This window comes from Caulobacter sp. D5 (assembly GCF_003185805.1).
Classification (GTDB): Bacteria; Pseudomonadota; Alphaproteobacteria; order Caulobacterales; family Caulobacteraceae; genus Caulobacter.
Map to the genome: position 1 here is coordinate 1 of NZ_QHJY01000344.1, position 11,911 is coordinate 11,911.

10 protein-coding genes are annotated in these 11,911 nt (G+C 68.3%); 5 read left to right on the top strand and 5 right to left on the bottom strand.

Going from position 1 to position 11,911, the window contains the following annotated elements; genetic code table 11:
• Positions 1–147: 147 nt before the first annotated feature.
• Genes phnE through phnC form a run of 3 tightly spaced genes read right to left on the bottom strand, consistent with a single transcriptional unit; the run spans position 148 to position 2,784 of the window.
• Complete coding sequence (gene phnE, locus DMC18_RS20175; protein ID WP_110118631.1) at positions 148–966, bottom strand: phosphonate ABC transporter, permease protein PhnE; 819 nt, start codon at positions 964–966, stop codon at positions 148–150.
• Positions 967–982: 16 nt separating this feature from the next.
• Complete coding sequence (gene phnD, locus DMC18_RS20180; protein WP_110118632.1) at positions 983–1,993, bottom strand: phosphate/phosphite/phosphonate ABC transporter substrate-binding protein; 1,011 nt, start codon at positions 1,991–1,993, stop codon at positions 983–985.
• On the bottom strand, positions 1,990–2,784 hold the full coding sequence (gene phnC / locus DMC18_RS20185; protein WP_110118633.1) for a phosphonate ABC transporter ATP-binding protein: 795 nt from the start codon (positions 2,782–2,784) through the stop codon (positions 1,990–1,992). The genes phnD and phnC overlap by 4 nt, the downstream gene beginning before the upstream one ends.
• A 251-nt stretch (positions 2,785–3,035) precedes the next feature.
• Between phnC and DMC18_RS20190 the strand changes: the two genes are divergently transcribed.
• From DMC18_RS20190 to DMC18_RS20210, 5 genes are all read left to right on the top strand, one after another.
• On the top strand, positions 3,036–4,295 hold the full coding sequence (locus tag DMC18_RS20190) for a type III PLP-dependent enzyme (RefSeq protein WP_110118634.1): 1,260 nt from the start codon (positions 3,036–3,038) through the stop codon (positions 4,293–4,295).
• Positions 4,296–4,533: 238 nt separating this feature from the next.
• Positions 4,534–5,586: a deoxyhypusine synthase gene (locus tag DMC18_RS20195; RefSeq protein WP_110118635.1), complete on the top strand. Its 1,053-nt coding sequence runs from the start codon at positions 4,534–4,536 to the stop codon at positions 5,584–5,586.
• A 115-nt stretch (positions 5,587–5,701) separates the two neighbouring features.
• Positions 5,702–6,184 carry a Fur family transcriptional regulator gene (locus tag DMC18_RS20200; RefSeq protein WP_110118636.1) on the top strand — a complete coding sequence of 161 codons (483 nt, stop codon included), beginning with the start codon at positions 5,702–5,704 and terminating at the stop codon, positions 6,182–6,184.
• A gap of 139 nt (positions 6,185–6,323) precedes the next feature.
• Positions 6,324–7,271 carry a thioesterase family protein gene (locus DMC18_RS20205; RefSeq protein WP_110118637.1) on the top strand — a complete coding sequence of 316 codons (948 nt, stop codon included), beginning with the start codon at positions 6,324–6,326 and terminating at the stop codon, positions 7,269–7,271.
• A 414-nt stretch (positions 7,272–7,685) separates the two neighbouring features.
• Entirely contained in the window at positions 7,686–10,034 is a 2,349-nt protein-coding gene (locus DMC18_RS20210; protein WP_110133251.1) for a glycoside hydrolase N-terminal domain-containing protein, read from the top strand.
• Between the two features lie 523 nt (positions 10,035–10,557).
• Here DMC18_RS20210 and hisG read toward each other — a convergent pair.
• The gene (hisG, locus tag DMC18_RS20215; RefSeq protein ID WP_110133252.1) at positions 10,558–11,526 is read right to left on the bottom strand and encodes an ATP phosphoribosyltransferase; all 969 of its coding nucleotides are present in this window, start codon (positions 11,524–11,526) and stop codon (positions 10,558–10,560) included.
• Positions 11,523–11,911 (bottom strand): ATP phosphoribosyltransferase regulatory subunit (locus tag DMC18_RS20220; RefSeq protein WP_199232598.1); only part of this gene is annotated, 389 nt, incomplete at its 5' end. The genes DMC18_RS20220 and hisG, both read right to left, overlap by 4 nt.

Genomic DNA, 11,911 nt, shown 5'->3' on the forward strand with positions numbered 1-11,911 from the left:
GCCGGCAAATCCGAGAGGGCAGCGGGCCGCACGAGGCCGAAACTTGAGACGCCGCGCTTCATTCGGTGAGTTTGTTACCTCTCACCCTCCCATGGCTTCGCCATGGGCCCCTCCCTCTCTCAAAGAGAGAGGGCACGGGAAGCGCCCCTACAGCAGCCGCGAGCGGATGGCCTGGGACAGCAGGTCGATCATCGACACCGCCACGACGATGACCAGCACGATGCAGCCGGTCTGGTCGAACTGGAAGGCGTTGATCGAGTCGATGAGGATGGCGCCGATGCCGCCGGCGCCGATCAGGCCCAGGACGGTGGCGGCGCGGGCGCTGCTTTCGAAGCGGTAGAGGGCGTAGCTGGTCCACAGCGGGGCGACCTGCGGGATCACCCCCCAGACGATCTCCTGCAGCTTCACCGCGCCGGTGGCGCGCACGCCCTCGACGGGGCCCTTGTCGATCGACTCCACGGCTTCCGCGAAGAGTTTGGCCAGCACGCCGCCGGTGTTGAACATGATCGCCATGACGCCGGCGAACGGGCCAAGGCCCACGGCGGTGATGAAGATCAGGGCCACGACCAGGTCGGGGATCGAGCGGATCAGGTCGAGCAGGCGGCGCACCGGCTGCTGGATCCACCACGGCGTGATGTTGCGCGCGCCCAGAATGCCCAGCGGGATGGCCACCAGCACCGCCAGGACCGTGCCCCACAGCGCCATCTGGATGGTTTCCCACATCTTGGCGACGAACAGGCCCCAGCTCATCGACATGAAGAGCTGGGGGTCGGTGAAGGCCGAGAAGAAGCCGCGGGCGAACTCCTGCATGCGGCTGGAGCCGCTGAACAGCTCGGGGAACTTGTCGATCTCGGCCGGCTTGAAGCTGATGATCAGCAGCAGCGCGACGCCGCCCCACAGCAGGGCGTCGAACGCCAGCGCCGTGGCGGAGCGTTTCGGCGGGGCCGGGATCGCGGCGTCGGTCATCGGGCGGGGCGCCGGATCAGTTCGCGGCCGGGAGGCCGGCCTTGGCCTCGGCGGCCAGGCGCTGGACCCGGATGTCGGCCAGGGCCTTCTCGGCGGCGGCCACCTTGGCCTTGTCGCCGCCCTCCTTGGCCAGACCCAGGCCCTCCAGGGCCTCCATCTCGCGGACAGTCAGCAGATGGGTGTCGTCGGCCGGCTTGAAGCCGCCGATCGACAGGCGCTTGAGGTTGTCGCGCTGCTTCTGGGCCTGCGGCGTGTCGCCCTGCGCATAGGTCAGGAAGAACTGGCGCAGCTTTTCCTTCACGACCGGGTCGAGATCCTTGCGCCAGATGATCGGATCCTCGGGAAGGGTCGGCGACTCCCAGATCACCTTGACCCGGTCGGCCTGGCCGTCCTTGCGGTCGGCGTTGAGGCGCAGGCTCGTGGTGTTGTTGGTGGCCGCGTCGAGCTTGCCGTTGGCCACGGCGAACAGGTTGGCCTGGTGGTTGCCGGTCAGCACGGTCTTGAAGCAGGTCTCGGGCTTCTTGCCGGCCGGGATGAACACGTAGGTCATCGGCGCCAGGGTGCCCGAGGTCGACTTCTTGTCGCCGATGCCGAAGTTCAGCGACTTGTCGCACTTCAGGAGCTGCTCGAGGGTCAGCTTGCTGTCCTTCGGCACGATGATCACCGACTTGTAGCCGTCGACGCCCGAGGGATCGAAGGTGCGGGCGAAGACCTCGCCGTTCGAGCGGCGCACGGCTTCCAGGCCCGACTGGTTGGAGAACCAGCCCAGGTCCGTCTGCTTGGCGCCCATGGCCACGATCAGCGACGAATAGTTGGACGAGAAGAACGGCTTCACCTTGAGGCCGGTCTGCTTTTCCATGTCGGCCAGGATCGGACCCCAGTAGCTTTCCATGTTCTGGGCGGACTCGGTCGACAGGATCGAGAAGGTCACCGTGTCGGTCGCCTTGGGGGCCTCGGACGGGCCCGAACAGGCGGCGAGCGCCAGACCGGAAAGCATCAGGCCGGCGATCAGGCTGCGGCGGATCATTGCGGGGCTCCTTCCCAGAACACGTCCTCGAATTCCGGGCCGTAGATGTCGATGAGCTTGTCGCGGTCCAGCGCGTCGGCCGGACCGTCGTAGACCTTCTGCCCGGCCTTCAGGGCCACGACCCGGTCGCAGTAGCGCAGGGCGTAGTCCACCTGGTGCAGGGTGACGATGACGGTCAGGCCGTCGCTGGCGTTCAGGTCACGGAGGATCTCCATGACCTTGCGGGCCGAAACCGGATCGAGCGAGGCGACCGGTTCGTCGGCGAGGATGATCTTGGCCTTCTGTACCAGGGCCCGGGCGATGGCGCCGCGCTGCTGCTGGCCGCCCGAAAGGGTGTTGGCGCGCTGGCCGGCGTAGTCGGAGATGCCGACGCGGTGCAGGGCGGCCATGGCCGCCTCGCGCGTCTCCCTGGGCCACCAGCCCAGCAGGCCGCGAACCAGAGGGATGCGGCCCAGCGAGCCGAGCGCGACGTTGCTGAACAGCGACAGCCGGCCGACGAGATTGAACTGCTGGGCGATGAAGCCGATGCGGATGCGCGCCTTGCGCACCTGGTCGCCGACCTTGCCCCTCGCCTGCACCGGGCCGCCGAAGGCCCCGATGGTCCCATCTCCGTCATCGATGGTCTGCAGACCGTCGATCGAGCGCAGCAGGGTGGATTTTCCGGAGCCGGACGGACCGATGAGCGCGATCATCTCGCCCCGAGCGACGTCGAGCGAAACGGCGTTCAGAGCCTTCCGCGACCCGAAGGTCTTGGAGACGGAACGGATCGAGAGAACTGGGTCCGACGTCATGGTCGGGACGAATCCTTAACGTGGTTTCCGACGCGGGCAAATCCGTTCCCTGCTTTGCGTGCGCCGCGCAACGGATTTGTGACATGCGGTGGATCAATTCGCCCCCCAAGGCGGCGGGGGGCGGTCGGTTCAAAAGGGACTTTACATCCCTGTCCATTGCCCCTATCTCGCTCGGCTCCGGCGGACCCGAAGTCCTCTAAAGCGCTGCTAACGCCGGCCTGGGTTTAACTTCCAACAGGGGGTTACGTGCATTGTCCACGTACCACACGCCCCTGGACCTGGTCCGCGAGCGGTCACCGGAACGTCCTGTCGCACTCGTGCGACCGGACGCGGTGTCGGTAGCGGCGCGCTGGTTCCAGTCTGAATTCAAAGGCGATGTTTTCTACGCGGTGAAGGCGAACCCTTCCCCGTGGGTGATCCGCGAGCTGGTTACGGCCGGCGTGCGATCGTTCGACGTCGCTTCCGTGGCCGAGATCGAGCTGGTGGCCGAACACGCCCCCGGCTCGCGCATGGCCTTCATGCACCCGGTCAAGAGCCGGCGCGCCATCTCGGCCGCCTATTTCGACCACGGGGTGCGCACCTTCTCGTTCGATACGCACGAGGAGCTGGCCAAGATCATCGACTCGACCGGCCAGGCCAAAGACCTGAACCTGATCGTCCGCATGGGCGTGCAGGCCGAAGGCGCGGCCTATTCGCTGTCGGGCAAGTTCGGCGTCGATCTGCACAACGCCCCGCCCCTGCTGCTGGCCGCCCGCCGGTCCACCCAGGACCTGATGGGCGTCAGCTTCCACGTCGGCAGCCAGTGCATGCGGCCTACGGCCTATCAAGCCGCCATGGCCCAGGCCAGCCGCGCCTTGGTGCGCGCCGGCGTGCTGGCCGACGTCGTCGACGTGGGCGGCGGTTTCCCGTCGATCTATCCGGGCATGGTCCCGCCGGATCTGTCGGAATACCTGGCCGCCATCGACCGCGGCTTCGCCGAGATGATGGTTCACGAGACCACGCAGCTGTGGTGCGAGCCGGGCCGCGCCCTGTGCGCCGAGGCCTCGTCGCTGCTGGTCAAGGTCGAGCTGAAGAAGGGCGACGCGCTCTATCTGAACGACGGGTCGTACGGTTCGCTGTTCGACGCGGCGCACATGAAGTGGCCCTTCCCGGTGAAGCTGTACCGCAAGAACGGCGAAGTGGTGGAAGAAGGCCTCAAGCCCTTCCGCTTCTACGGCCCGACCTGCGACAGCGTCGACCACATGCCCGGCCCGTTCTGGCTGCCGGAAAGCGTGGACGAAGGCGACTACATCGAGATCGGCATGCTGGGCGCCTATGGCGTGGCGATGTCGACCCGCTTCAACGGCTTCGGCGAAACCGACACCGTGGAAGTGCAGGACGCCCCGATGGCTTCGATGTACGGCCTGGCCAAGCGCTCGATCCCGATGGTCCGCACCGAGACCGAGGAACGCAAGGTCGTTCGCTTCTCGCGTCCGAAGGGCGCGGCCGGCAAGCGCAAGCGCCGTCGCTGATTTGACGTCTTAGGCGTTTAGTTCTCTCAAACGCCGTGCTGCCCCCCTCCGGCCCTCTGGGCCACCTCCCCCAGAGGGGGAGGATTTGGAGCACCAAGATGCTCCCCCTCTGGGGGAGCTGTCGCGGAGCGACTGAGGGGGCCAGCGCGGCGCAAAACCTGTTTCCCCCGTCGGTCGCTCCGTCCCGGCGAAGGGTTCCTATCAACGACGGGCGTCCAAAGTCAGGGAAACCGAAGCGATGAACGCTCCCGTTCCGAACAACCAGAAGGCCGAGCTGCTCCAGAACGTTGTCGAGCACGTCGACATCACGTCGTACGACGCCCGCCCGATCATCGACGCCATGCGCAAGATGTCGTTCAGCTCGCGCGACACCGCCCGCGCGGCCGACATCTTCAACATGGCCCTGGCCGACAAGGGCTGCTCGACCTGGCTGATCCTGGCCGGTTCGACCTCGGCCGGCGGCTGCATGCACGTCTACCGCGACATGGTGAAGAACGGCATGATCGACGCCGTGGTCGCCACCGGCGCCTCGATCGTCGACATGGACTTCTTCGAAGCCCTGGGCTTCAAGCACTATCAGGCCGCCGGCCCGGTCGACGACAACGTGCTGCGCGACAACTACATCGACCGCATCTACGACACCTATATCGACGAAGAAGAACTGCAGGCCTGCGACCACACGATCCTCGAGATCTGCAATCGCCTGGAGCCGCGCGGCTATTCCTCGCGCGAGTTCATCTGGGAGATGGGCAAGTGGCTGTCGGAAGGCAACGCCAAGAAGGAAGGCAGCCTGATCCAGACCGCCTACGAAGAAGGCGTGCCGATCTTCTGCCCGGCCTTCGTCGACAGCTCGGCGGGCTTTGGCCTGGTCAAGCACCAGAAGGAAAAGATCGCCGAGAAGGCGCCCTACCTGATGATCGACGCCGTGGCCGACTTCCGTGAACTGACCGACGTCAAGATCGCGGCCGGCACCACGGGCCTGTTCATGGTCGGCGGCGGCGTGCCGAAGAACTTCGCCCAGGACACCGTCGTCTGCGCCGAGATCCTCGGCGTCGAGGCCGACATGCACAAGTACGCCATCCAGATCACGGTGGCCGACGTGCGCGACGGCGCCTGCTCGTCCTCGACCCTCAAGGAAGCCGCTTCGTGGGGCAAGGTCTCGACCACCTACGAACAGATGGTCTTCGCCGAAGCCACCACCGTGGTGCCGCTGATCGCCAGCGACGCCTACCACCGCGAAGCCTGGAAGGGCCGCGAGAAGCCGCGCTGGAACAAGCTGTTCGGCAAGTAAGCCGTCTGGTTTGACGTGATGAACGAGGCCCTCGGAGCAACCGCTCCGGGGGCCTTTTTCCTGCGCCAAGCCGCCGCCCTTGCACGCGCCCCGTGCGGCCTTTACCTGATAGGGCATGGCCCATAACGCGTGCGACCACGACCATCACCACCACGGCGTCGCCGGCGACGCGCTGGCCTCCGAGCTGGCCGCCGCCGAAGCGCGCTGCCAGGCGTCCGACCAGCGCCTGACCGCGCCCCGCCGCCGGGTGCTGGAACTGCTGCTGGAAGCCGGACAGCCGGTGAAGGCCTACGACCTGATCTCCAGCTTCGCCGTCGACGGCCCGCCGGCCAAGCCGCCGACCGTCTACCGGGCGCTGGAATTCCTGGAAAAGCAGGGCTTCGCCCACCGCATCGAAAGCCTCAACTCCTACGTCGCCTGCCGGCGCGAGGCCGACGGGCATGCGGCCGCCTTCCTGATCTGCGACTGCTGCGGCGCGACCCGCGAGTTCGAGCCGGCGGCCACGGCCGACATCATCGCGGCGGGCTCGGCGGCCGGCTACGCCCTGACCGGCGTGACGATCGAGGCGCACGGCAAGTGCGCGGACTGCCGGGAATAGGCTTCCGCCTCCACGATTGCGGCGGCGCGGAAAAGCCGTCTAGGCTGACCTCGAATTGAGGGAATCCGCATGACCACCGCCCCAGATCTGCCCGGCGTCGAGATCTGGCGCGCCACTCTTGTTTTGGGGAAGCCGCGCCATGGCCACGGCTGAGGATCTGTCCGGCGTCGAGATCTGGCGCGGCGGCGTCAACACCTGGGACTGCGACGAGATGGGGCACATGAACGTGCGCTTCTACGTCGTCCGGGCGATGGAGGGCCTCGTGGGGCTGGCGGCCGAGATGGGCCTGCCGCACGCCTTCGCCCCGCACGCCAACGCCACCCTGGTGGTCCGCGAGCACCACATCCGGTTCCTGAAGGAAGCCCACGCCGGCGCGCCGCTGCACATGCTGGGCGGGGTGATCGAGATCGGCGAGACCGAGGCCAAGCTGCTCCAGCTGCTGGTCCATTCGGCCACCGGCGAGTTGGCCGCCACCTTCCAGACCACGGTGGCCCACGTCACCCCGCGCGAGGGCGAGGCCTTCCCCTGGCCGTCGATCGTCCGTGAACGGGCCAAGGCCCTGGCGGTCGAGGTTCCCGAGCGCGCCCGGGCCCGCAGCGTCGACCTGTCGCCGGCCGTCTCGCAGGCCAGCCTGGCCCGCGCCGACGACCTTGGCCTGACCCGCATCAGCCTCGGCGCCCTGACGACCGGCGAGATCGACGCCTTCGGACGGATGCGGGCCGAGCAGTTCATCGGCCGGGTCTCCGACGGCATCGGCGCCTTCATCGCCCCCCTGCGCGACATTGTCGCCGAGGCGGCCGAGGCCGCGCCCGGCCGGGTCGGCGGAGCGGTGCTGGAATACCGGATCGTCTATCGGGCCTGGCCGCGCCTGGGCGACCGGCTGGAGGTGCGCTCGGGCCTGATGGGCGCCGACGACCGCGTCCTGCGCTGCGCCCACTGGCTGCTCGATCCCGCCACCGGCGAGGCCTGGGCCACCTCGACCGTCAGCGCCATCACCTTCGACCTCGACGCCCGCAAGGCGGTGGCTATTTCTCCCAAGGCGATTGATCGGCTGAAGGCCAAGACGGTGGAGGGGCTGGGGCTTTGAGCGCGTAGAGATCGTCCCAGACGCCTTCGGTCCGCTCCAGCAGGCGCTTCACGAGCCAGTCCAGGACTCGCGACAACGCAAGGAAGATCAGCGCGGCGAGGCCGAACGCGGGAGCCATGTAGATGTGGGACGGCCCGGAGGTCCGCCATTCGATCACGGCCGAGATCACCGCCAGAACCGCGACGCCCCAGCCCAGAAGCCACAGCTGATCGACCGCTTGTCTTGCGCGGAGCTTTCTACGTCCGGTCACTCAGCCTCCTTGCGTCTCTTCCCGTATCTCCAGCCATCTAACCCCTGACAGCGCGATCAGCAAAATGTCCCCCGGTGTCATCTTGCAATGTTAGCGCTCACATGAGTTGATGCCCGCGAAGCGCCGGACATAAGGCGCGCGCCTTGGGAAGGGACCACGCCCTGATGCAGCTCAACCGACGCCACGCCCTGCTGGGCGGTTCCGCGACCGCGATCCTGGCTACGGAAGCCCTGGCCGCGCCCCTGCCTCCCGCGCCGGCCGGCGATCTGAAACTGTGGTACCGCCAGCCGGCCAAGGAATGGGTCGAGGCCCTGCCGGTCGGCTCCGGGCGCCTGGGCGGCATGGTGTTCGGCGGGGTGGCCAAGGAGCGGATCCAGCTCAACGAGAACACCCTGTGGGGCGGCGGTCCCTATGACCCGGTCAATCCCGAGGCCGCCGGCGCCCTGCCGCAGATCCGCCGCCTGATCGAGGCCGGCGACTACGCGGCGGCCACGGATCTCGCCAACGCCAAGTTCATGGCCACGCCCCTGCGGCAGCAGCCCTACAACACCCTGGGCGAGCTGGTGCTGACCTTCCCCGGCCTGCCCGAGACCGCCGACGCCTATCTGCGCGACCTGGATCTGGACGCCGCCACCGCCCGCACCCGCTTCGCCCACGACGGCGTCGCCTATGGCCGCGAGGTGATCGCCAGCGCGCCCGACCGGGTGATCGCCATCCGCCTGACCGCCGACAGGCGCGGCGCGATCGGTCTGGACCTGGCCTTCGACAGCCCGTTGAAGCCCACCGTCACGGTCGAGGGCGGCGACACCCTGATTCTCAGCGGCCGCAACGGCGCGCACTTCGGCATCCAGGGCGCGCTGAAGGTCGACTGCCGGGTCAAGGTGATCACGCGGGGCGGCAAGGTGTCGGCCGGCGACAAGGCCGTGTCGGTGCGCGGCGCCGACGAGGTGCTGCTGCTGGTCGCCGCCGCCACCAGCTATCGCCGCTTCGACGACGTCTCGGGCGATCCGGTCGCGACCAACAAGGCGGTGCTGGCCAAGGCGGCCCGCAAGCCGTGGACGGCGCTGCTGGCCGACCACCGCGCCGACCACCGCCGGCTGTTCCGCGCTGTCTCGGTCGACTTCGGGACCACGGCGGCCGCCGTCCGACCGACCGACGAGCGCATCAAGGCCTCGCCGACCACGGACGATCCGGCCTTGGCGGCGCTCTATTGCCAGTACGGCCGCTACCTGCTGATCGCCTGCTCGCGCCCCGGCGGCCAGCCGGCCAACCTGCAAGGCATCTGGAACGACAAGATGAGCCCGCCCTGGGGCGGCAAATATACGATCAACATCAACACCGAGATGAACTACTGGCCGGCCGAGCCGACGGGTCTCTCGGAATGCGTCGCGCCCCTCGTGGCGATGGTGCAGGAGATGGCGATCACCGGCGCCCGCACGGCCAAGGGCATGTACGGCGCGCGCGGTTGGGTGGCCCACCACAACACCGATCTCTGGAGGGCGACCGCCCCGATCGACGGCGCCAAGTTCGGCGTCTGGCCCACCGGCGGCGCCTGGCTGTGCAAGCATCTGTGGGACCACTACGACTACGGCCGCGACAAGGCCTATCTCGCCAAGGTCTATCCGACGATGAAGGGCGCGGCCCTGTTCTTCGTCGACGCCCTGGTGGTCGATCCCAAGAGCGGGAAACTGGTGACCAGCCCCTCGATCTCGCCGGAGAACGACCACGGCCACGGCTCGTCGATCGTGGCCGGGCCGACCATGGACCAGGCCATCGTCCGCGACCTGTTCAACGCCTGCATCGACGCGGCGAAGATCCTGGGCGTCGACGCCGCCCAGGCCGCCGAGTTCGCCGCCGCCCGCGGCCGCCTGGCGCCCTACAGGATCGGCAAGGACGGCCAGCTGCAGGAGTGGCAGGAGGACTGGGACGCCGACGCCAAGGACATCCACCACCGCCACGTCTCGCATCTCTATGGCCTGTTCCCGTCGGACCAGATCAGCCTCGACACCACGCCCGACCTGGCGGCCGCCTGCAAGAAGACCCTGGAGACACGCGGCGACCTCTCGACCGGCTGGGCCATCGCCTGGCGGCTGAACCTGTGGGCGCGGCTGGGCCAGGGCGACCACGCCCACGGGATCCTGAAGCTGCTGCTCGGCCCCGAGCGCACCTATCCCAACATGTTCGACGCCCATCCGCCGTTCCAGATCGACGGCAATTTCGGCGGGACCTCGGGCATGACCGAGATGGTCCTGCAAAGCCGCAACGGCGCCATCCACCTGCTGCCCGCCCTGCCCTCGGCCTGGCCGACGGGTCACATGACGGGGCTGAAGGCGCGCGGGGCGGTCGGCGTCGACGTGCGCTGGCGCGACGGGCGGCTGGAGCGCGCGCGGGTCACGGCGGCCAAGGCCGGGCGGCACGTGGTGAAGCTGGGCGGGGAGAGCGTGGAGCTGTCGCTGCGCGGCGGCGAGACGGCCACGCTGGGGCTGAAGGACGGGCGGCTGGTCCGCGCCTGATCCTTCTCCCCTTGCGGGAGAAGGCGGCGGCCGAAGGCCGACGGATGAGGGGTCGCACCCGCGAAAAACGCCGCGACGGCTGATCGGCTGTCGCGGCGTTTGATGTCTGAGAGACCCTTCACCCGACCCCGCTCCGCGGGGCCACCCTCTCCCGCAAGGGGAGAGGGAAAACATTAACGCTCAAGCTAAAACGCTTGTTCGTTATTTTTGACTCTTTTGTCGAAAATAGAAACCAGGGCCCAGATACACCAAGGCCCGCCGCGGGGGATAATCGCGGCGGGCCTGGCTATTTCTCGATCATTCGATCTAGGCGGGCGTTTCCTCCCCGAAACGCCGAAGAGAGGGGGTTCTCTGTGGACCCGTTTCTCTCTTGCCCAGTCAGAAAACGGCAAAACCGAGATCGTGTCAACGGCAACGATCTAGATTCCACAAGGGTTTCGACGTTTTTTTGACATCAGACCCGTAGTTTGGACGCCGAAGTCAAACTAATCACCGTTTGGTTCGGTAATTTTTGACATACTAGTCAAATATCAACCGCCAGACGACCCTTGAGCGCCTCCAGCACCGCCGAGCGGGATTCGAACACGTAGTCGGGACGCGACACGGTTACCGGCTCGACGCCCGCCTGAGCGAGCGCGGCGGCGGCGGCGAAGAGGTCGCCCGTGGCCAGCAGGGCGCCGTTGGCCCGGCGCGAACCGCCGGCCTCGACGAACGGCGCGACGGCCGCCTGTCCGGCGACGTCCTGTCCGGCGGGCCAGACCAGGGTGGCGAGCGTGCGCGCCCGCCCCTTGGCCTCGACCACCGACAGCAGGCGGGCCAGGCTGTCGAGCTGGCCTTCCGTCCACGGCGTGACCAGCGAGGCGGTCAGCTGGGCCTGGCTCTTGAGGATGACGCCGTCGGACAGCACCTTCAGGCCGTTGGCGGCCAGGGTGGCGCCGGTGGTGGTGATGTCGACCACCAGTTCGGCCGCGCCGGCCGCCGGCGCGCCCTCGGTCGCGCCGCTGCTCTCGACGATGCGGTAGTCGGCGACGCCGTGGCGGGCGAAGAAGGCCCGGGTCTGGGTGACGTACTTGGTGGCCACCCGCAGGCGACGGCCGGTCTTGGCCAGGTGCAGGTGCCCGACCTCGTCGATGTCGGCCATGGTGTCGACGTCGAGCCAGCTCTTGGGCGCGGTCACCACCAGGTCGGCGCGGCCAAAGCCCAGGGCGCGCAGCAGCATCACCCGGCTGTCCATGTCGTCGCCGCGCTCGCGCAGCAGATCCTCGCCGGTGACCCCTAAGTGCAGGTCGCCGCTGTCGAGGCCGGCGGCGATGTCGCCCGCTGACAGCAAGCGCACCGAGACGCCGGGCAGGCCCGACAGTTCGGCCGAATAGCCGCGCGCGCCGCCGGTCATCTCGACGCGGAAGCCGCACTCGGCCAACCAGGCCTCGACCTGTTCCTTCAGGCGGCCCTTGGAGGGGATGGCGAAGATCATCGGGGTGTCCGCGGTCATTCGCCGCCTCCGGCATAGGCGCGGGCCGGGCGCACCATGCAGCCGACAGCCCCGGTCTTGGTCTCGGCGCCCAGGCGGGCGGGCAGACCGTCGTAACGGCCGCCGGCGGCGACCGGGCGTTCCTCGCCGAGGGCGGCGCTGCGCACCTCGAACAGGTAGCCGTCGTAATAGCCGAAGGCCCGCCCGAAGGCGGCGTTCAGGCGGATGCGCTCGATCGGAACGCCGCCGGCGACCATGCCGGCCAGGCGCTTGCGCCAGCCCTCGATGGCCGCGTCGAGCGGCGCGCGGTTGGGACCGGCCAGGGCCTGGATGGCGTCGAGCGCGGCGTCCGGCGCGTCGCCGACGGCCAGGAAGGCGCGGACCTTGTCGGCCTGCTCAGGCGACA